An 18,739-nucleotide genomic window follows, 5' to 3' on the forward strand; every position below is an offset into this window, starting at 1 on the left:
AATCACCGTGAGATGTGCTAAACATACGTGCAGGATGAAAACCGCAACCTTTTCTCCTGCCTTCGATTCGGGCGGGATTACGCTATTTCACGGCGATGTTAAAGAGATACTGCCGACCCTCGCAGACCAGACGATTGACGCCTGCATTACAGATCCGCCTTACGGTGTAACGGCTGCCAGATTCGACCAACCGCTCCCGCTCGACTGGCTCTGGCCTCAGCTAAATCGGCTTCTCCGTGATGACGCGCCGATCGTCCTTTTCTCGCAGCAACCTTTCACGAGCGATCTCGTGTCGAGCAACCGCAAGCAGTTCCGGTGCGAGTGGATCTGGAACAAGCACCTCGTCACCGGCAACCTGAATGCCAATGTACGGCCGATGCGGAAGCATGAGAATGTCGTCGTCTTTTCCCGCCGAAAGGCGAAGTACCATCCGCAGATGAGCACCGGAAAACCGTACCGATCGAAAGCCCGGCAGAAGACGTCTGAGAATTACCGGACATGGGAGACTCAAGACGTCGAGAATCCCGGAACCAGATTCCCGACCTCGATTATTGACGGAATCCCTCGGAAAGTCATCCCTGGAGGGCATCCCCAGCAGAAGCCCTTGGAGATCATGATTTACCTGATCAAAACCTATTCCGACCCCGGCGATGTGATCCTCGATTTCACCTGCGGGAGCGGCACGACGCTGGAAGCGGCCGCCAGAATGGGCCGCCGGGCAATCGGGATTGAGCGGGAAGAGCGATTCGTCGAGATGGCGATCGGGCGGCTTTGTGGGGTTTTTAACTGACAGGGTGCAATGAATCATTTTTTTCTAAAACCGAACATCTGTTAGCACCGAGTATTTGAGATTCAGTCTCTTTTTTCGAACGATTGACCCACCTGCTTTGGGGATAGCTCAAGCAAATTATTGACAAAGCTTCCGGCCTTGTTTGCTTGGATGTTAGATATGTTATCGAGCGTCCCGCAATAGGAGTATAACGAGAGCATATGGAAAAATCGCCAACCACCTCAATAATTTACAAAACTCCGAAGGAATGCAATTGGTCTAAAGCTACGGTGGAGCGCTATGCTCAAATGCTGGCAGAAAAGTTGGGATTTAAGGTTGCCGGAGATTTACCTGGCGTGGTCAAAAGCTTGAACGGGGAAATCATATATTTGCCACCGAGTGCCTTTGACCGTACTGAAGATGGATCAATCGAAATTGAAGAGGACGGATCATTTCAAATCTTTCTGTCATCCTTCACCCATCCGCTTCGCGACCGATTTACGGTAGCTCACGAACTCGGCCACTACTTCCTCCATGCGGAATGTAAAGGCCCATTTAAGGCCGAGCGATACGGCACCGGTCGAACAGAATGGGAGGCAAACTGGTTCGCGAGTGCTTTCTTGATGCCTGCCGAAAGAGTAGCAGAAGAGTTTGAGAAAAACACCAGCATTTCTGATCTTGCCGATATTTTCTGTGTGTCTCCAAGCGCTATGGAGGTTAGACTGAAAAGGCTTGGGCTGCGTGGCTAAATCACAACTGATTGCTTTTTGCAGTATTGATGTTATTGGTTCGACTGCTTTCAAAACTCAGAAAGATAGGAGCGAAGCCAGTGAGCAAGCATGGTTCCAGTTCTTTCAGGAATTCCACGAGGATATGCGAGTGCGCATTGAAAGCGCTGGTGGTTGGGAATTCTGGAAGAGTGCTGGTGACGAACTTCTTTTTACATCCGAGGTGCTGCAAAAGGAAGATATGGTTCACCTCGTGAATGTATTGAAAGCCGCCATTGATCGTCACAACGAAGGATTTCAAAAACAAGAAAAGGAAAAGCATCTGGCTGTTAAGGGAGCAATCTGGATTGCTGGGTTTCCCGTTGTCAACGCTGTAATCAAGAGCAAGAATCCTGATATAAAACCAGATTATCTTGGGCCATCTATAGATGCTGGATTTCGCATTTGTAAGTTTGCCAGCGCCACCAGGATTGCCATTTCAGTAGAGGCGGCATATCTCCTTAGCTCTGCCGTTGTTTCAGACCAATGGAATGAGATGCAGGGTATTAGATACGGCGGTGAAACTGAGCTTAAAGGCGTTTTCGGAGGTAACCCTTATCCAATGTTGTGGATACCTCTCAAGGATCCATTTGAAGAGGCAGCATTCAAACTGACAGGGAAACCTGAGCGATTGGATCGTGACGATTTCATCGTCTACTGCAAAGCTGCAATTAAGAAAGTAAACAATGAACTCGCTTGTCATTTGCCATATATCGTAGGAGAATCAGGCCAACCCACGTTCGGCAATATACCAGATTTACATTCAGTGAGAAAGCAAAGCATTGATAAAAAGGAGGCTATGCAAGAAGCTGCAAGTATTGGTGAATCTGGTAATAATACTGATGGCCAAGATATTCCTAATGACGACCTCCAAACCAAAATCACGAAATCAATGCCTTGATCGATACGTAATCAATCAGTTTTCCCGACTTAACCGCACATTCTGCAAATTTGTTTTGCCCGCAAATACGCCGCATTGATCAGCGCCCTGTCGTGGAACTTTCTTTTTATTCCGCCTCGCTTTACGTTTCATATCTATCGACTTGAGGATGCTCTCATGTTCGGTTTTTATTTCGTGATCGCCGCCGTCACAGGCGTGCTGACCTCGCGAGTCCGCACTCGCGAGAATCTTGTTCGGCGTCGGGAGGCGATGACGACGGCGCTTTACAGGGTGACGAAAGAGCTGGCGGCAATGGATCGCCCGGTGTCTATGATCGCCGTCTGTATAACCCAGCTCGAAACTCTGCTTCCGGTGAAGGTCTCTATTCTTGCTTCGAGCGAAGGCTCTCTGGATTTTCCCGATGAAAGAGCGATGTCGGATCGCGAGCGAGCCGTGGCGCTCTGGTGCCATGACAATCGTCGTCCCGCGGGCAGGTTTACCGATACGCTACCGGTTTCACCGCATCAGTATCTGCCTCTATTGAGTTCAGGGCAGATTGCCGGAGTCATGCAGCTTGAGTTTGCAGATGACGTTGACCGCAAAGGGGCTGATCCTCTATCATCTGAGGCCCGCATGCTTGTCGAGTCCGTCGCCGCTCAGCTTGCATCGGCTCTTCTTCGCGTCGAAGGGACGAGAAAGAGCGACGCCCTGCGCCTGCATGCCGAATCCGACAGGCTGTACCGCAACATCCTGTCGTCCGTTTCGCATGAGCTGCGAACGCCGATCACGACGATTAAAGGAGCGGCCTCCGCTCTTGAGCCTCACATGCAGACCTCCGCCTCGAAGGAGCTGTTAACCGATATTGTCGATGCCTCCGATCGATTGAATGCTCTGATTGAGAACCTGCTTGATATGCAGCGCATCGAATCGGCACATGTGGTTCCGCGGTTGATCTGGTCTGATCCCGGCGATATTATGGCCGGCGTCGCCTCTGATGCGAAGGACATACTTAACGGGACGACCATCCGTCTGGTCAGGCCGGCGATTGTTCCGCTTGTATTCGTCGATCCCGTTTTGATAGCGCAGGCGTTGAGCAATCTCGTACGAAACGCTATGCGTTATTCAGGAGGCGGGGAAGTTCGGCTCGGTTTCAACGTGGTATCGGGTCGGCCCGTCTTTTCCGTTGAGGATGATGGTCCGGGCATTTCACCGGGCGAGAGAGAAAGGGTGTTCGAGAAATTCTATCGTTCGAGCATGACGCGATCGCAGATGCCCGGAGCGGGCCTTGGCCTGTCGATAGCGAAAGGCTTTGTCGAGGCTCATAGAGAAGCGGAGCTTCGGTTAAAGACGGGCAGGAACGGTGGATTGAACAGGTTTGAGATCCTGCTCGGAGAGGATGCTGTATATGAAGCAAGCAGTGCTGATCATTGATGATGAACTGCCCATCCGGCGCTTTCTGCGAGTCGGTCTTGAAGATGCGGGTTACCGCGTTGCGGAGGCCGACGAGGGCGAGAAAGGCGTCGTGCTTGCGGCGAAAGAGCGACCCGATATAGAAGCCATCTCAAATATAAACTACTGACAAGTACTTTTTGCTTGTACTGCCGAGGGGTTCGTACAACGATAGCTCCTATAGGAGCTCTATCATGGATATCACAGATGCCCAATGGAAGATCATAAAGCCTCTTATCAAAGAACCAAAGCCACGAGAAGACGGGAGGGGGCGGGAGAGAATTGATCCGCGAAGTATTCTAAATGGAATCTTGTGGATTTTGAAAACTGGAGCCCGCTGGCAGGATCTACCGGATAGGTATCCTTCCTATCAGAGTTGTCATCGTCGCTTTCAGGAGTGGACTCGTAACGGCACAATTGAAAAGATTCTCCTGGCTCTGGCGAGAGACCTTGAAGAACGTGGTGGAATTGACATTGAAGAAAGCTTTATAGACGGAACTTTCGTTTCGGCTAAAAAAGGGGGCTCAAAATCGGGAAAACAAAGCGTGGTAAAGGGACCAAGATCATGGCAATGGCAGACGCTTCCGGTCTTCCTATCGCCTGCTGGGTTGAAAGCGCTTCGCCACATGAAGTCACTCTCGTAGAGAAGACTATTGATCATAAGTTCACAAGAAAAGCTCCTCGAAGGATTATCGGTGATCGAGCTTATGATTCCGATAAATTGGATAAACAACTTCGAAAGAGAAGAATCAAGATGATAGCCCCACATAGACGGGGCCGGAAAAAGGAGAGTACACAGGATGGACGGGAATTGCGTCGATACAAACGCAGATGGAAGGTCGAAAGACTCTTTGCCTGGCTCCAGAACTTTCGTAGAATACTCAATCGATTCGAAAGATATTGGGAAAATTATCTTTCATTTGTCAGGTTAGGCTGTATCGTTATCCTACTCAGACATTTTTGAGATGGCTTGTAATCATTCTGGATCTGATGCTACCCGATCTATATGGCATCGAGGTATTGCAGCGATTACGCGAGTGGTTCAGCGGCCCGATTCTCGTTCTGTCCGTGCAGGGGAGCGAAGATGATAAGATCGCAGCCCTTGATGCCGGTGCCGACGATTATCTGACGAAGCCTTTCAGTACAGGTGAGTTGCTTGCGCGGATGCGTACCTTGCTGCGACGCGTTGTTCGAGAAACTCCGCAGCCAGTCTATCGCTTCGGAGACCTTGTTGTCGACCTTGGCCGACATGTTGTGCAGAGAGGCGATCAGAACATCCATCTATCGTCGACGGAGTATGCCCTTCTTTCAATATTTTTGCGGCATGTTGGTCGTGTGCTGACGCATAACCAGTTGCTGCGTGAACTGGGGCGTCCTGCCGGTGAGACTCCGGATGATGTGCGTTCCGCCATGCAGTATCTGCGTGTGTACGTGAATCAGCTGCGCGAGAAGATAGAAGAGGATCCGCATCGACCGGCCATCATCGTGACCGAGACCGGCGTGGGATATCGCTGCACGGAGCCCTGAGCTATGGGCTAACAGGGCGCCCGGCACGGTTTTGATGACAATTATGTGAATTTAAACCTCTCAGATCGACAGGCCCGCCTTTATTACTTGCGGTCGCATCTGTTCATGCGATCCGGTCTCTCACGATATGCAAACCCTTCGCCGCGAACTTCATTTACCTGGAGCCCTGCTTCTCGGCCTCGGCTCCATTCTTGGAACGGGCGTTTTTGTGAGTATTGGTCTGGCCGCAGGGTTAGCCGGACCGGGTATTCTTCCGGCCATGGCTCTTGCCGGTCTCGTTGCTCTTCTGAACGGGCTTTCCAGTGCTCAGCTGGCGGCAGCGCATCCGGTCAGTGGCGGCACCTACGAGTACGGATATCGCTATCTTAACCCGCGGATGGGTTTCGCCGCCGGATGGCTCTTTGTCTGTGCGAAATCGGCGTCGGCAGCGACGGCCGTTCTCGGGTTAGCCGGATACCTGCTTGCCCTTCTTGATGCCGATCAGAGCTGGCGTATGCCCGTTGCGGCCGTGCTTCTTTTGCTGATGACGGCCGTCGTGCTCGGCGGTATTCGACGGTCCAATCAGGCGAATACTGTGATCGTTCTGTTCACTTTGCTCGGTCTGGTCGTCTTTACGGTAACGGCCGTATTCCTATCTGTCGGTGACCCGGCTACGGCCGGCATGGGTCACACATGGCCGCCGCTTGCGCCCGATATGTCCTCTTTCTTTGAGGCGACGGCTCTGATCTTTGTAGCGTATACGGGCTACGGGCGCATTGCCACGCTTGGCGAGGAGGTGCATGATCCGAAGCGGACGATTCCGCGGGCGATCCTCATCACGCTCGGCCTGACCTTTCTTCTCTATGCCGCCGTGAGCTATGCCGCTCTGGCTTCAGTGGGTGCGGCCACGCTGGCCAGGTTAACGTCCGAGACGGCCGCTCCTCTATCAGCCATCCTGCATCTGTTGAACAGGCCGGAGGCGAGCTTCATCGTGAGTATCGCCGCACTGACGGCGATGGCAGGCGTAACGTTGAATCTGCTTCTTGGCGTTTCGCGTGTCGTGTATTCGATGGGACGCCGTGCAGATCTGCCGGCGGTGTTCGGACGGCTCGATGCACAGGATTCGCCGAAGGCGGCCGTAATTCTCACGATGGCTGTGATGCTTGTGCTTGTTCTATTCGGAAGCATCAAGCTCGCGTGGAGTTTCAGTGCCTTCACGGTGCTCGTTTATTATTCGATCACGAATGCCGCGGCGCTGAGGCTACCGCCGGCAGACAGGCGGTTTCCGCGAGTATTTGCGGTGGCGGGATTGCTGGGAACGCTCATGCTTGCCTTCATGGTGGAATGGCCGATCTGGGCCGGTGGTCTGGCGCTGCTTCTTGTCGGATGGAGCTGGCAGTCGATTTACCATCGCATAAAGTAGTTGTGAATCCCCGGCTCTGTGAGAATCAGAGCCGTGGACGAAAAAGAGAGCGAGCAGAGGAGAGAGAAGACGCAAACGCGATCGTTTGGGGCGGGTAATCGCATCAGCCACGATGCATCCGGTTACTATGAGTCGAAGCTTTATTCTGAACTTCCGCGCGAAACGCCCTTTGAAGAGGATCAAGCGTTACCCGATGATCTGCGAAACGCATTGATCCTCGCAGACGCACGCTCCATGAAGCAGATCCCCGACCGCTCCGTTCATCTGATGGTCACCTCGCCGCCTTATAACGTCTCGAAGGCCTACGACGAGGATCTTTCTTTACGCGAGTATCTCGAACTGCTTGAAGACGTCTTTCGCGAAACGCACCGCGTCCTTGTTCATGGCGGACGTGCCTGCATCAACGTCGCCAACGTCGGTCGCAAGCCGTATATACCGTTATCCGACCATATCTCGCATATCATGACGTCGATCGGATTCTTGATGCGCGGAGAGGTGATCTGGAATAAAGGGGCGGGCGCCGGCGTATCAATGGCATGGGGCAGCTATAAATCGGCCTCCAATCCTGTGCTGCGTGACGTGCACGAGTACATCCTCATTTTCTCGAAAGGCGGATTCGGACGCGATGCGAAGGGACGCGAAAACACGATCACAAAAGAAGACTTCATGGAGTGGACGAAGTCGGTATGGACGATGCCGACGGAAAGCGCGAAGAAGGTCGGGCATCCCGCTCCGTTTCCTGTCGAGCTTCCGCGCCGCCTGATAGAGCTTTATACGTTCAAAGATGACGTTATTCTGGATCCGTTTATGGGGAGCGGGTCGACGGCGCTGGCCGCGCTGACCACGAATCGCCAGTACGTGGGATTCGAGATCGCTCCGGAGTTTGCTGAGCGTGCCCGGCAGCGAATCGATCGCTACCTGCAAACGGGCGATACGGGCGGCAAGGCGCCACCGAAAGTCGAGTCGGGTCAGACGCCGATTGATCCAACATCGCAGGATCAGGCGACAGCGGATTCCGATAGTCTTTAAAAAACGAATTGATCGGTTGAGGCCGATGCAACCTCTGTTCCCATGTCGATCTGGCGATTCTCATTCGTTATCTTCCTTGTGCCTTTAACGTATTTTGCGGGCGGCTGTTCGTCGGGTATAGCGACGCACCGTGCCTTCAGCGATTCAAAGTGGGAGTCTGCGGCCTCCTGTGATCCCGTCGACATATCAGATACGATCATCAGCAAGAGAAAAGATCCGGTCTTCGATTTTGGACGTGTGCAGTATCGCCGATCGGGTGCGGCGGGCGGTCCGATCTATGAGTTCAGCGAAGGCGCCTCTCTTGAATATGAAGGGAAGCGATACAGCGTTCGTCTATTGCGCATGATCGCGCCGTCCGAGCATCGCGTGCTGGGCATGCCCTTTCTCATGGAGCTACAAATTTTTGCCGTTTCGGATGATTCAGCCGCGCTCGCTCTTTCGATATTTGTGCGTAAGGGTAAGGGCCGTCCGGCTCTGCGATCGATGATCGAGAATGGAAGCGGTGAGTTAACCCTGTCGGACCTCAAGCCGTCATACGGAGGACATTACTACTATACAGGAGCGTTACCCGTTCCTCCATGCTACAGCGTCCCTTATATCGTTATGAAGTCGGCGATTGAGGCATCACCCGAAGACATTGACGAGTATCTGAGTCGCTGGCCGTATGCCGAACGCAGTACGGGTAAGTCCGATCGCATCGAAGAGACGGAGTAATAGCGACTACGAGGGTTTCAACGGAGTAATCCCCGCGTTAACGCTGCTCAAGGAATTCTATTCTGCCGGTGATGATTTCGTGAACTCGCTCTACTGAAATTCCGCTTTCGATGAATACTCCGGGCGGGATGCTCTTGAGAATTTCTCGAAATAGCTTCCTGTTCAGTATTTGCCTCTGTAGATAGGATGTCTTTTGTCCAAAGAGAAAATGATTCTCGAAAAGCTGATCTGAGAGAGCGGCGCGTTCAGAGCTGAACAGCAGAAGGCTTCCATGATCGACGATCCAGATTTTTCCCACAGCATCTCGAAGCAGGTTGCGTGAACTCTGCGCTCGATCGATATTCATAAAGAAGAGGTCGAGCGTATAAATCTGCGACAGCAGATCTTCGGGTAGCGTTGCATATTCATCCGCCGCAAGCAGCGTCGCTCCGTCGATCAGATCAATCGCAAGGTTAGTACCGGCGCTCCGCGTGAGAATGTCGTCGAACTCATCGGTTCCGAACTGCCAGGGATGATCGTCCCGAATGTGGATAAAGCCTGCGTTGGGAACTGGCCATCCGAGAAGGTGGGCGACACGGTTGGCGATAAACTCATTCAGAAGGCTGATCATACCGTTTCCGCAGCCTTTCATCTTCAAGATGACTTTCTTGCCTGTAGATGTTGTGATGAGCGTGGGGAAGGAGCTGCCGGTAAATAGCTCGTGAAACTGATGGAGTTCCAGCATCGATGATGTATTGTCCGGGCTCTGCATGCCGTCAGCAAGATTTCATGGTGCGTGGACGCGTCAGACCCTTGAGGAAGATGACTTTTCGGAGGTGTGCCGTCGGATGGTTGGAGCGGGCGGGGGATTACTATGTTTGCAGGATTCTCGTGAGTGTCCTGGTGGCGGCATCGACAGAAATCGAGCAAAATACTACCGGATTCCAGTGCCCCTTCACCCAGGATCGCTGAGTTCCACCATCCTGCAGAGATATCACTCCCATTGCGATCAGCAAGAGGTATACGAAGATATAGCAGCGAGAGTAACCAGTCGCATTCGCAATCGCAGACAACCTCCCCCAGTCCCGATCATCCGGGTAGAAATTCACGCGCACCAGGTTCTGCCCCTCCTCCTGATATTGCTTCTTCCACCTGCCGGTCCTCTCCAGGAATCCAAGTTTGTATTCAAGCAGTGGATCATCCATAAGGCCGGCAAAATAGGAAGCAAGAGCCCAGTGGCCTATTTTTATGTAAGGGCTTCGCCAGAAGTATCGTTTAAAGTAAGACTCCGGAATCAGCAAAGTGGAGCGGGTGCGGTAATACGGTTCTCCATCAACTCGCGTCTGTTCGTTCATGTAAGTGGAAGGTCGAGAACGAGGCGAACTGAACGCAAAAAATCTCCCCTAAGGCCTATTCTTGCCCGGAAAAAAGCAAGAGGCCGCCTGCCTGCATATCAATGCTCGATTCGTGACGTCGATGACGACGATGGCCACCACAACTACAGGAGTAACGATCATGCCGGCTGCCGGATGTTTCCGTCTTACCTGCATTCTCCATCGATCACACCGGCCCCGAGCAACACACTTCGCACGATATCTTTGCGTGCTTTAATCATGGGAAATGCCGGATCGCTGCTCTCAACGTTCATCGCATAATAGTAAACGGCGCCGTCTCTTTCAATATAACCGACAAGCCAGCCGATCTGAATGCCCTGTTGATCGCCCCAGCCCGTTTTGCCACGCATCGTATAACGATCGCATTGTTCGATTAGCATGAGGTCTTCGACGGTTTGCATCGTTTTCTCAGAGAATCCGAGTTTGCGATGCTTCAACCTTTTCAGAAGATCGATTTGCTGCAATGCGCTGATACGCAGACTGCCGGTCAGCCAGAATCGATCGATGCCACCGGCAATATTCTCGTTTCCGTAGTGCTCACGGCTAACGGCCTGCTGCATGCGCGCCTGTCCTATGCGTCGGGCCAATAGCTGATAGAACCAGACCGTCGAGCGTTGAAAGGCCTCGCGCATACGCTGATCCTGATTCCATGCGGGGAATGCTCGCTTCACACCATCCCACGGAATCGTATCGTCGACGCCGATCACACCCGTTTCGAGAGCGACAAGCGAATTGAGGATTTTGAATGTGGAGGCCGGTATAAAACCCCGGGCCGCCCGTTCTTCGTTGTAGATGAAGGCCGGCTCGTCCTCCTTTTGTAGAACAAACGTTCCCGTTGCATTATACTTTGAAAAGAACGAGGCGACATCATCGTGTCGGACTTCTTGCACGGAGGGGGCGGAGCAGGAAGCAAGGAGAAATCCGAGCAGGCTTGTATAGATCAACTTCATAGATTTAGGGTCTCAGTTTAATATGGTGCGAGAACTTTTTTCGTGGCGTTGATGCACTTCATTTGTTGAGTGCACCTTGATAGTTCAGCCGGAGCTCATTTTGCCTGAAAATTCACTCCGGCCTCTTTCATGGCCGCTTTCAGCGTATTCAGTGCCTTCGGGCCCATACCATGAAGAGTAAGCAGTTCCTTCTCGGTGTGGCGCTTTAGATCCGACAGCTTGTCTACGCCGATCGAGTTAAGGGCGCGCAGGGCCGGTGCCGCGATATGAGGGAGGATATTTGTCCCGGTCTTCTCCTTGATTACTGAAGATTTTTTCGACGCCGGCATACCATACTTCTTCATGAGTTCCAGGACTCCGGCTGGAATTTCGCGACAGGAGCAATGGGCGGCATGAGCCAGATGCCAGTCGATCCGCTGTTTCTCGGTCGGATTCTTCGGCATTTTATTGGCCAGATGCCATTCTGCGTTGATCTTACTCATATACCGGTTCTCACCCGCAACCGCATCTTCACTTTCCCGGAATGATGACGGTCTGGCCGTGACCGCTTGCCGCCTGGATATGTCGATCTTTACCGATAAGACTAACCCTGATCGGCGCATCGCCATCTTTACCGAGAAGCATGACGGATGACTTCTTTTCGTAGTCGATATCCATATAGTATTCGATCATATCGATCTCAAAATCGGTTTGCTCGTCGAGAATTACGCGATAGAGGCCGTTGTCGACGAATGCGATACGGAAGGAATCCCCCGATGCCTTATCGGTAACGATGTAGTAGTGAGGATCATGCTCGTCCGGACCTGATGTGCGCGAGATTGTCATGACAGAGGCGGGCCTCTCGGCTGTCACTTTGAGTCGGATGTCATAGCTGCCATCTTTCGCCGGTAGAAAGGCAATGGCCGTCAGAATTAATTTAAAGAGAAAGGTATCGATCATGCCTTCTTTTCCTCTGTTAGCCGTTTCCGTCGAATAAAAATTGATGGGCGACAGGTTGTAATCGACACTGTTTCAAATGAAACCCGTTCGATCCAGCGCATAACGCAGGCCCATCACGCCGTTTTCGTAGCTCCGACTTGCGAGAAACTGCAGGCGGGCGCCATCCTCCACGTCAAACAGCCGTTGCCCGTTGCCTGCAATGGCCGGATGCACAAGCATCCACAGTTCGTCATACAGTCGGTTCTGGAGAAAGAGCTGCCAGAGCTTCACGCCTGCCTCGACCGAGATCGGTCCGCCTTTGCTGCTGCGCAGCTTCTGCACGGCGGCAAAGAGTGCGTCTTCATCGGCGACCTGTATACATCGCGAGTTCTTCCATGCAGTCTTCACGGGCGATCGTGAGATGACGATTTTATCGATCTCGTTGATCTTCTTTGCAAACGCCCGTTCGAGCTCCGACGTCGAAGTCTGCTCGGCTCCGGTCCAGTACTGTGCCATCGACGGGTACGAGCGTCCGCCGAAAACGACGGTCCCGATGTTATCGTACATCTGTAGAGCATCTTCGAGAATCTCGTCGCTGATGTTCGCCCACCGATCCGGATCTGAAACGATACCGTCGACGGAGGATTGCATATACAGTGTGATCTTTCGCATGGCTGACTCCGGGGTTTTTCCAGAGCATGCAGCTGCGATGAAATCAGGCAAGCGGATTTTTTGGTCCGTGCATCCACCGGTTCGCCTCCCTTCGCATCAAAGCAAAAGCGGCCAGCGCCTGAAAGATGATCTGCATCGTACTGAGAAGCGTCGGGATGGGAAAGGCGCCAAAAAACATCGGGAAGGCGAGGAAGTGAAGAAGCGCAAGCGGGAGAGTGATCGTAACAAGAACGTTACGGGCCCATACTCTCTGTCGTCGTATCATTATATACAGGACAATTAGTAAAGCGAGAAGAAGGATAGCGTACGGAATCAGAATAATGTGTGGAAGAAAATGGGATTGAAAAGCTACGGCTATGGGCAACAGGAGGATCGAGATGAGCAGCCATCGCAGTCCCCGGCGTGCGTGCAGCGGTATCACGTCAGCGGGCGTGACCTCTCGGTCCGGAGGCGCGTAGGGGTTCTGCGTATCGGCCATAGTAATTCTTAATAGAACGTTCCGAAGACCAAACGGCCTCCGAAAAAACAGAGGCCGCGATTCTTCAGTGGTGTTCGAGTTAGAATCGGTTGTTTACAGGTCGTCGGCCGGATCAGTCGTTGCCGGAGCGGCGACGCCTACAAGCAGGGAGCTGAATTCGGCGGCCTTCCAAATGCCTTTGCTATTGCGCTTCATCGTAATGGGACGCGGTGTGGCCGCTCCCGAAGAGGGCAGGAAGAGCTTGATCTGTCCCGACTCTACGGTGCCCGAGAATCTGTTCGAGGTAAGCGTGAACGTATAAGGCAGTCCGGCCGGAGTGTATCCGTTTTCGGGCGTGGCGCCAGGCAGATACGAGTTCAGCATAAACGGATACTTCTCGATCTGCCCCAGCAGATACTTCGTGCTGCCATCAAGGGCAAATCCTTTATAAGAGCCCGCTCCCGTGCTCTGACTGAGGCGGCTGCTATCGACGGCGACGATCAGCGCCTTTGTGCCTTCGGTCGGATTCTGCTGATACAGCCGCAGTGCGAAGAGCATGACGATGGCGCCACCTTCTGGAGTGGTCGCAAGCGAGTCGCGAAAGGCTTCAAAAGAAGCGATGTCGGAGGGGACGGTGTTTACGTTCACCGTATAGGTGGGATTCTGAGCGAACAGAGAGCCTGTGGTAAACAGGGCCAGAATCGAGAGAAGCGAGAGAAGCTTGATGCGTGTCATGATTCGGTTCATGCAGGGAGGCTGAGCGCAAGACGCAAACGGCGCAAGTAAAAATTGCATCTTTGCATGCCGGGTTTTTGTGGCCGCAAGTTTTTGAGTTCAGCTCTCCACTTTCCCGCTTTTCCTGTAGGAATGCAGATATGATCGTAAAATCGGATTGCATTCTCGCGGCGTTTCCCGTCTCTATATAGAAACGTGGCCTTTCGCGATACGAACAGCAAGGTTCCGGTAACCGTTGCCGAGACGATGATCAAAACGATCCGGTTGCTTGCCGCCTCCGGACGACGGTCTTTCCAGACCTATCTCTATGATCCGCTTTTCTATGCCGGATGGAAGCGCGACTACAGCGCCGAAACGGCCGCCCGCATGATGACTCGCATCGAGAAGCTCGAAGGCGCGCAGGTGCGAACGATCTCCGCTCATTGCAAGCGCATGATCGCCCAGGCGCTCACCGAGAATCTGTCGGCTCTCGGGAACGGAGCGATCTTCTTTTTCGAGATGATGATGCGCCATAACGCAGTCGCCACCTCGCCCGAGGCGCTGGAGTTCATGTCCATCCTCGAAGATCCGCTTCGCAAATTCGAGGCCGAACAGGAAGGATCGATCAGCGATCGCTTTACGGAACGGCTCACGGCGTCGAGCAAAGAGGCGTTATCCGAAGCGCTTGCGCCCGTAGAGCTCGGGCGTCGCGAGAACACGGTTAAACTGAAAGAAGAGGCTCGCATCCTCTTTGAAAAGATCAAGCGAGCCAGCCAGAAGGGCGACCTCGCCACATGCCGCAAGCTCATCTCGGCGTACCTGATCCGCTTTGCCGAGGCCGAGGATAATAACAGAGACGAGATCGAAGCGCTAATAGAAGCATTCGAAAAACGCGAGAGCGGCTTTCGAAACGAGCTACACAGCTTCATGGCCATTAACCTGTATTATCAGATTTCGAAGGGCATCTCCAGCGGGGATTTACGGACGACCATTCGCAGCATTCGCAAGTATGCCTTCATTTTTCAGGGCGATCCTCTTGTGCCCTATCATCGAGAGATTGACCGGCTGGAGCGCAAGCTCTATGACATCATTCGAGAAAAGGATCTGATGAAGGAGCTCATCCGTAACAGCTGATCCTGTTTCATAACCGTTCCAGAACGAGTTTCAGATTTGAGTATTTTCGGAGGTTTTATGTCGAGTACACTCAGTATGAAGGCTTCGGCTCAGGGTGATGTCGTCATCGTACATCTGAGCGGAGCGCTTGATGCGACGACATCGCCGGCCCTTGATGCGGCGATTAAGAAACTGATCGGCGAAGGGCGAAAGAAGATCGTCGTTGAGATGAGCGCTCTTACCTTCATCGCCTCGGCAGGCCTCGGACTTCTGGCCGCTCTGCGCAAGCAGCTGAAGACGGCAGGTGGAGATCTTCGCATTGCCGCTCCGACGGCGGCCGTGCTTGACGTCTTCAAGCTTCTTTCGTTTGATAAGGTGTTCTCGATCTCCGCCCGTGTGGAAGATGCCGTCGCAGGTTTCTGACCATGTCTGAAGCCGATCGCCTGTCATTCACCCTTTCGCATGACGGCGCTCCGCTATCGACGGCGCGCACTTGCCTGTCTGATTTTCTCGCTCCCCGCATGGGCGATCTTGAACGCAATCGTATCCTTCTCGCCGTCGAAGAGGCCCTTGTGAACACGTTTGAGCACGGCTATGCGGGCGGACCGGGAAGCATCGACGTAAACGTCGGATGGACGAACGACGGACTCAAGATTGAGTTATCCGACAGAGCGAAGGAGTATGATCCAACGTCCGTTCCGTTGCCGTCGCCCGAACAGTTAAGTGAAGACGGAGCGACAGGCGGATACGGATTGTTCCTGCTACGCACGCTGATGAAAGTGCAGTATCAGAAGCGTGACGGAGGCGGCAACACGCTTGTGCTCACGCAAAGAGGAGGACATGCATGAAGCCGGTTCGTTTCGGGCTTGTTCCGCGGGTTCTATTGCTTTCGGCGTTGATGCTCTCTGTTCTTGTCGGCGTCGTTTTATTCCTCGCTCTCAGGCAGCAGCGAGATCTGATCGTCAATGCCTCGATGAAGGAGGTGCAATCCCGCCTTGATCCCGTCGAGCGTCGCACCGAGTGGATTCGTTATACAGTCGGCAATCTGATAGAGCTACAACGACTCAAGTCTTATTATGGTGAAGAAACGACCGGCCCCGAAGGTCGTCTTTTCAATGAAAAGCGCTATGAGCAGCTGACCGACGGCATGCGTTCCCATCTCGATGCCGTCGGCTCTACCTCGCTCGACGACGCCACATTCCGGCAGATGCAGTATTATGCGACGCAGCTCCGAATTATGGAGGATCGCATCATCGCCGCCGAGAAACCAGAAGACGTAAAGCAACATCTGGCCGCTAACATGCTGGCCGGCCGGTATCTCGATGCGCTCTTGATTCAGCGCAGCGGATATCTGGATGCTCTTCGATCGGCCTTCTCGGGTCTCGATCAGAGCCGCTACCGTATTCAGACCGTCAGCTTTTTCTTTCAGGCCCACTTCGATACGTCTCTTGTCGAGCCCTCAGCCGATCTGGAGCTTGAGATCCAGCGCATCATGACGGAGTTAAGCAGACCCGACCTTGAGCCATCGCGCAGACAGGCGCTCTGGGCTTCGCTGCGTCCTCTTGCAGAGAGACGCTACAGACTCTATCGACTGAGCAGTCGCGATATCAATCTGCTTCGAGTCGGTACCGATCCCGAGCTCATCGCTTCGCTGGATGCCGTTCGGGATTCCTATTATGCTCGCAGTCCGGCGCCGGCGTCGATTGAAAGGGAGTATGCCTTTCAGGATAAACAGTATCTGATCTCGGCCCGAACGCTTTTCATGAAGCCGGCCGTCTCAGAGAGGGCTCGCAGAATTCTTGAGTCGATGAAGGGTTCGGTGATGTGGCGACGCTACGTCGAATCGGATCGCGATATCGCCGATCGTATGAAGCCTATCATCGCCGAACTGGCAAAGCTTCGCGATGCTCAGGCCGAAGGCGATCTTACTGTCGATGAGGTCGCTCGCCTTGCAGATCTCTATAAAGAGTACGAGGCGCTGCGAGCCGAGCGCGAAAAGGCCCTCGATAAGGCGATTACCTGGGCATCCGCCTACGACGAGACGAGCCTGGCCGATCTCGAGGCCGATCTGAAAGCGACCGAGGCCGCCATCCTTGAAGCCGAGAAAAAGCTGAGCTCGACGACCGTAGAATCCGAGAAGGATCTATCGCCCGAAGAGCAGGCAAGGTTAGCCGAAGAGCGATCGCTGCTGGCCGAGATGAAAAGGCAGCTTCCGTTGAAAAAGCAGCTTATCGCCGAGTATTATCCCGAGTCCGCCGTTCTTGCCGACGCCTTTCGAGCGCTCCGGGACGCCATGCTGCTTGATAAGGCCGTGATGCGCTTCGACTACGACACGACCTCTTACATGAGTTATACGGGATCGGCGACCAATCGCAAGCTGGAGCAGAATCGCTGGACGGCTCTGCGCGGATGGATTCGCACAAACTGTTCGGAGCTTTATTCCTGCGGCGGCGTTTCGCTGCCGTTTATCAGCGGAACGGGAGAGTTTGTGAAGCCGCGCTGGGCGCTGGAACGCATCATGTGGGATCTCGACTCTCAGCCCGTCGACGACCTGGCCCGTCGGGCGCTGTTCGAGAACACGGCCGCCTTTACGCGCATCTTCTCGGATCGGTCGGCCATCGATGCTGAATTGAGTAAAGAGCGCCATCGCCTGCTCGATATGGCGCTTTCCATCGGGCTGCGGTTGATGCTCATCGCCCTACTTGCGTCGCTCTTTTTTGTTCGATCGATCAAGCGTATCATTACGGGAGCGGAGCGTATCGGCGCCGGCGATCTCGACGTCACGTTTGAATACCGGGGGCGCGACGAACTCGGATCTCTCGTATCGGCCCTGAATCGCATGACGGTCGGACTGCGTCACAGAGAGAGAATGTTAGCCGAACTATCGGCCGCCGAGCAGATCCAGCGGCAGCTTCTGCCCGAGAAGACGCCTCCTTCTATGGAAGAGTGGTTGAACATCGGGCAGCTCTACAGACCTTCGTCAGGGGTCGGCGGCGATTACTACGACTTTATAGAAATGGATGCCGAGCGCATGGCCTTCTGCATCGCCGATGTAACGGGCCACGGTCCGGGCCCTGCGATGATTATGGCGATGATGCGGGCCCATCTGCATTCTCTTGTGAGAAGCGAGTCGTCCGTTCGGCACATTATGGAGAAGTTGAACGAGCGCGTGTATCGCGAGACTCCGGCCGACGTTTTCATCACCGTATATCTCGGAGTCTATGATCGTCGTACGGGAGACGTCGAATACGCCTCTGCCGGCCACAACAGGGCCTTGCTGTTTCGCTATCAATCCGAGACGGTTGAAGAGTTACCTGGCGGAGGCCTGCCTCTTGGCCTTGAAGAGACCGAACTTTTCGGGCAAATTCTCAAAACCGGAACGATTCATCTTGAACGTGGAGATCTCTTCTTTCAGTTTACCGATGGCGTGAACGAGGCGGCTAACGCAGCTTACGAGCTTTTCGGAACGGAGCGCCTGAAAGAGTGCGTGCAGCTGGCCGGTAAGAAGCGGCCGGAGCGCATACTCGAATACGTAGCTCAGCAGGTGGAGAGGTTCTCGGGTCGCCGCGTCTTTGCCAGCGGCCCGACGGAGCTGGACGACGATATCGCCATGATCGCCTTCCGGCGTATTCTGTAAAAGCCATCTGGACAATGGCGTACTTTGTTGTGAGGTTATCAATATGAAGATAGATTTTCGAGCCTTTATTCTCGCATGGACGATTCCGCTTGTCGTCGCCCTGCTGATTATCTCGATCTGGGCGCGCCTTTCGGGTCAGTTCGGCATCGCTTTCTTGCAAACGTATAACTCCATTCATCCGCATCCGTTTACGGCGGCGCATCCGGCTTTGCTATGGTGGGAGCACGCCGTCGGAGTTCTGCTTGATCTTTTCTACGCCGTCGTTGATGCCGTCATCTTTTCGGGCATCGCCGCCCTTCTGTATAACCGCCTGAGTAGCGATCCCAAACCTCCTTCTGAGGCTTAGGATCGAGCGGGTCTACACGCTT

At 53.6% G+C, this 18,739-nt stretch carries 23 protein-coding genes; 15 read left to right on the plus strand and 8 right to left on the minus strand.

The annotated features are described in order from the left end of the window. Nucleotides 1–34 precede the first annotated feature (34 nt). The 10 genes from LEPIL_RS18505 (at nucleotide 35) to LEPIL_RS18545 (ending at nucleotide 8,537) form a co-directional block, all read left to right on the plus strand. Nucleotides 35–790: a DNA-methyltransferase gene (locus LEPIL_RS18505; protein WP_002774893.1), complete on the plus strand. Its 756-nt coding sequence runs from the start codon at nucleotides 35–37 to the stop codon at nucleotides 788–790. A 200-nt stretch (nucleotides 791–990) separates the two neighbouring features. Further along, entirely contained in the window at nucleotides 991–1,518 is a 528-nt protein-coding gene (locus tag LEPIL_RS18510) for an ImmA/IrrE family metallo-endopeptidase (RefSeq protein WP_002774895.1), read from the plus strand. Then, entirely contained in the window at nucleotides 1,511–2,437 is a 927-nt protein-coding gene (locus tag LEPIL_RS22605) for a hypothetical protein (protein ID WP_002774897.1), read from the plus strand. Before LEPIL_RS18510 ends, LEPIL_RS22605 begins: the two co-directional genes overlap by 8 nt. A 75-nt stretch (nucleotides 2,438–2,512) precedes the next feature. Further along, nucleotides 2,513–3,847 carry a sensor histidine kinase gene (locus LEPIL_RS18520; RefSeq protein WP_040919108.1) on the plus strand — a complete coding sequence of 445 codons (1,335 nt, stop codon included), beginning with the start codon at nucleotides 2,513–2,515 and terminating at the stop codon, nucleotides 3,845–3,847. After that, a complete protein-coding gene (locus tag LEPIL_RS23115) occupies nucleotides 3,822–3,995 on the plus strand; it encodes a response regulator (protein ID WP_169314834.1) in 174 nt (57 codons plus the stop codon). The genes LEPIL_RS18520 and LEPIL_RS23115 overlap by 26 nt, the downstream gene beginning before the upstream one ends. Before the next feature lie 61 nt (nucleotides 3,996–4,056). Continuing rightward, nucleotides 4,057–4,829, plus strand: a protein-coding gene (locus LEPIL_RS23120; protein WP_086004589.1) for an IS5 family transposase whose coding sequence is annotated in 2 segments (ribosomal slippage) — nucleotides 4,057–4,405 and nucleotides 4,405–4,829 — 774 coding nt in all. Because the reading frame shifts where the segments join, the coding sequence is not laid out codon by codon here. Then, nucleotides 4,826–5,392: a winged helix-turn-helix domain-containing protein gene (locus tag LEPIL_RS18530; RefSeq protein ID WP_052608452.1), complete on the plus strand. Its 567-nt coding sequence runs from the start codon at nucleotides 4,826–4,828 to the stop codon at nucleotides 5,390–5,392. Before LEPIL_RS23120 ends, LEPIL_RS18530 begins: the two co-directional genes overlap by 4 nt. A gap of 127 nt (nucleotides 5,393–5,519) precedes the next feature. After that, nucleotides 5,520–6,794 (plus strand): APC family permease, encoded by a 1,275-nt coding sequence (locus LEPIL_RS18535; RefSeq protein ID WP_002774901.1) that lies wholly within the window; start codon nucleotides 5,520–5,522, stop codon nucleotides 6,792–6,794. Between the two features lie 18 nt (nucleotides 6,795–6,812). Beyond that, a complete protein-coding gene (locus LEPIL_RS18540; protein ID WP_246811972.1) occupies nucleotides 6,813–7,823 on the plus strand; it encodes a DNA-methyltransferase in 1,011 nt (336 codons plus the stop codon). Between the two features lie 42 nt (nucleotides 7,824–7,865). Next, nucleotides 7,866–8,537: a carbonic anhydrase family protein gene (locus LEPIL_RS18545; protein WP_002774911.1), complete on the plus strand. Its 672-nt coding sequence runs from the start codon at nucleotides 7,866–7,868 to the stop codon at nucleotides 8,535–8,537. Nucleotides 8,538–8,574: 37 nt separating this feature from the next. Here the strand turns inward: LEPIL_RS18545 and LEPIL_RS18550 are convergent, their stop codons facing one another. The 8 genes from LEPIL_RS18550 to LEPIL_RS18585 all read right to left on the minus strand — a co-directional run bounded on the left by LEPIL_RS18550 (nucleotide 8,575) and on the right by LEPIL_RS18585 (nucleotide 13,654). Next, complete coding sequence (locus LEPIL_RS18550) at nucleotides 8,575–9,261, minus strand: HipA family kinase (protein ID WP_002774913.1); 687 nt, start codon at nucleotides 9,259–9,261, stop codon at nucleotides 8,575–8,577. 127 nt (nucleotides 9,262–9,388) lie between these two features. Further along, a complete protein-coding gene (locus LEPIL_RS18555) occupies nucleotides 9,389–9,871 on the minus strand; it encodes a DUF1564 family protein (protein WP_002774915.1) in 483 nt (160 codons plus the stop codon). 185 nt (nucleotides 9,872–10,056) lie between these two features. Continuing rightward, complete coding sequence (gene blaOXA / locus LEPIL_RS18560; protein ID WP_002774917.1) at nucleotides 10,057–10,860, minus strand: class D beta-lactamase; 804 nt, start codon at nucleotides 10,858–10,860, stop codon at nucleotides 10,057–10,059. A 95-nt stretch (nucleotides 10,861–10,955) separates the two neighbouring features. Beyond that, the gene (locus tag LEPIL_RS23975; RefSeq protein ID WP_245826877.1) at nucleotides 10,956–11,303 is read right to left on the minus strand and encodes a helix-hairpin-helix domain-containing protein; all 348 of its coding nucleotides are present in this window, start codon (nucleotides 11,301–11,303) and stop codon (nucleotides 10,956–10,958) included. A 67-nt stretch (nucleotides 11,304–11,370) separates the two neighbouring features. Then, nucleotides 11,371–11,799 (minus strand): hypothetical protein, encoded by a 429-nt coding sequence (locus LEPIL_RS18570; RefSeq protein ID WP_002774921.1) that lies wholly within the window; start codon nucleotides 11,797–11,799, stop codon nucleotides 11,371–11,373. A 72-nt stretch (nucleotides 11,800–11,871) separates the two neighbouring features. Beyond that, nucleotides 11,872–12,450 carry a dihydrofolate reductase family protein gene (locus tag LEPIL_RS18575; protein WP_002774922.1) on the minus strand — a complete coding sequence of 193 codons (579 nt, stop codon included), beginning with the start codon at nucleotides 12,448–12,450 and terminating at the stop codon, nucleotides 11,872–11,874. 43 nt (nucleotides 12,451–12,493) lie between these two features. Continuing rightward, entirely contained in the window at nucleotides 12,494–12,928 is a 435-nt protein-coding gene (locus LEPIL_RS18580; RefSeq protein ID WP_002774924.1) for a hypothetical protein, read from the minus strand. Between the two features lie 93 nt (nucleotides 12,929–13,021). Further along, the gene (locus LEPIL_RS18585) at nucleotides 13,022–13,654 is read right to left on the minus strand and encodes a DUF6935 domain-containing protein (RefSeq protein ID WP_002774925.1); all 633 of its coding nucleotides are present in this window, start codon (nucleotides 13,652–13,654) and stop codon (nucleotides 13,022–13,024) included. A 183-nt stretch (nucleotides 13,655–13,837) separates the two neighbouring features. Here LEPIL_RS18585 and LEPIL_RS18590 point away from each other — a divergent pair, with 183 nt between their 5' ends. Genes LEPIL_RS18590 through LEPIL_RS18610 form a run of 5 tightly spaced genes read left to right on the plus strand, consistent with a single transcriptional unit; the run spans nucleotide 13,838 to nucleotide 18,717 of the window. Next, nucleotides 13,838–14,755, plus strand: coding sequence for a hypothetical protein (locus tag LEPIL_RS18590; RefSeq protein WP_002774926.1), 918 nt, complete (start codon nucleotides 13,838–13,840; stop codon nucleotides 14,753–14,755). A 57-nt stretch (nucleotides 14,756–14,812) separates the two neighbouring features. Continuing rightward, nucleotides 14,813–15,157, plus strand: a complete 345-nt coding sequence (locus LEPIL_RS18595; RefSeq protein WP_002774928.1) for an STAS domain-containing protein — start codon at nucleotides 14,813–14,815, stop codon at nucleotides 15,155–15,157. 2 nt (nucleotides 15,158–15,159) lie between these two features. Further along, nucleotides 15,160–15,582 (plus strand): ATP-binding protein, encoded by a 423-nt coding sequence (locus tag LEPIL_RS18600; protein WP_002774930.1) that lies wholly within the window; start codon nucleotides 15,160–15,162, stop codon nucleotides 15,580–15,582. After that, nucleotides 15,579–18,371 carry a SpoIIE family protein phosphatase gene (locus tag LEPIL_RS18605; RefSeq protein ID WP_002774932.1) on the plus strand — a complete coding sequence of 931 codons (2,793 nt, stop codon included), beginning with the start codon at nucleotides 15,579–15,581 and terminating at the stop codon, nucleotides 18,369–18,371. Before LEPIL_RS18600 ends, LEPIL_RS18605 begins: the two co-directional genes overlap by 4 nt. A 43-nt stretch (nucleotides 18,372–18,414) precedes the next feature. Next, complete coding sequence (locus tag LEPIL_RS18610) at nucleotides 18,415–18,717, plus strand: hypothetical protein (RefSeq protein WP_002774934.1); 303 nt, start codon at nucleotides 18,415–18,417, stop codon at nucleotides 18,715–18,717. The last annotated feature ends 22 nt before the right edge of the window (nucleotides 18,718–18,739 follow it).

Source organism: Leptonema illini DSM 21528 (assembly GCF_000243335.1).
Taxonomy (GTDB): Bacteria; Spirochaetota; Leptospiria; order Leptospirales; family Leptonemataceae; genus Leptonema; species Leptonema illini.

Bases quoted from the DNA above. Each gene is read 5' to 3' on its own strand.
- LEPIL_RS18505 (WP_002774893.1), top strand. From the start codon at position 35: ATGAAAACCGCAACCTTTTCTCCTGCCTTCGATTCGGGCGGGATTACG.
- LEPIL_RS18550 (WP_002774913.1), bottom strand. From the start codon at position 9,261: ATGCTGGAACTCCATCAGTTTCACGAGCTATTTACCGGCAGCTCCTTC.
- LEPIL_RS18570 (WP_002774921.1), bottom strand. From the start codon at position 11,799: ATGATCGATACCTTTCTCTTTAAATTAATTCTGACGGCCATTGCCTTT.
- LEPIL_RS18605 (WP_002774932.1), top strand. From the start codon at position 15,579: ATGAAGCCGGTTCGTTTCGGGCTTGTTCCGCGGGTTCTATTGCTTTCG.
- LEPIL_RS18585 (WP_002774925.1), bottom strand. From the start codon at position 13,654: ATGAACCGAATCATGACACGCATCAAGCTTCTCTCGCTTCTCTCGATT.
- LEPIL_RS23975 (WP_245826877.1), bottom strand. From the start codon at position 11,303: ATGCCGAAGAATCCGACCGAGAAACAGCGGATCGACTGGCATCTGGCT.
- LEPIL_RS18575 (WP_002774922.1), bottom strand. From the start codon at position 12,450: ATGCGAAAGATCACACTGTATATGCAATCCTCCGTCGACGGTATCGTT.
- LEPIL_RS23115 (WP_169314834.1), top strand. From the start codon at position 3,822: ATGAAGCAAGCAGTGCTGATCATTGATGATGAACTGCCCATCCGGCGC.
- LEPIL_RS18510 (WP_002774895.1), top strand. From the start codon at position 991: ATGGAAAAATCGCCAACCACCTCAATAATTTACAAAACTCCGAAGGAA.
- LEPIL_RS18595 (WP_002774928.1), top strand. From the start codon at position 14,813: ATGTCGAGTACACTCAGTATGAAGGCTTCGGCTCAGGGTGATGTCGTC.
- LEPIL_RS18535 (WP_002774901.1), top strand. From the start codon at position 5,520: ATGCAAACCCTTCGCCGCGAACTTCATTTACCTGGAGCCCTGCTTCTC.
- LEPIL_RS18610 (WP_002774934.1), top strand. From the start codon at position 18,415: ATGAAGATAGATTTTCGAGCCTTTATTCTCGCATGGACGATTCCGCTT.
- LEPIL_RS18600 (WP_002774930.1), top strand. From the start codon at position 15,160: ATGTCTGAAGCCGATCGCCTGTCATTCACCCTTTCGCATGACGGCGCT.
- LEPIL_RS18555 (WP_002774915.1), bottom strand. From the start codon at position 9,871: ATGAACGAACAGACGCGAGTTGATGGAGAACCGTATTACCGCACCCGC.
- blaOXA (WP_002774917.1), bottom strand. From the start codon at position 10,860: ATGAAGTTGATCTATACAAGCCTGCTCGGATTTCTCCTTGCTTCCTGC.
- LEPIL_RS18545 (WP_002774911.1), top strand. From the start codon at position 7,866: ATGTCGATCTGGCGATTCTCATTCGTTATCTTCCTTGTGCCTTTAACG.
- LEPIL_RS18580 (WP_002774924.1), bottom strand. From the start codon at position 12,928: ATGGCCGATACGCAGAACCCCTACGCGCCTCCGGACCGAGAGGTCACG.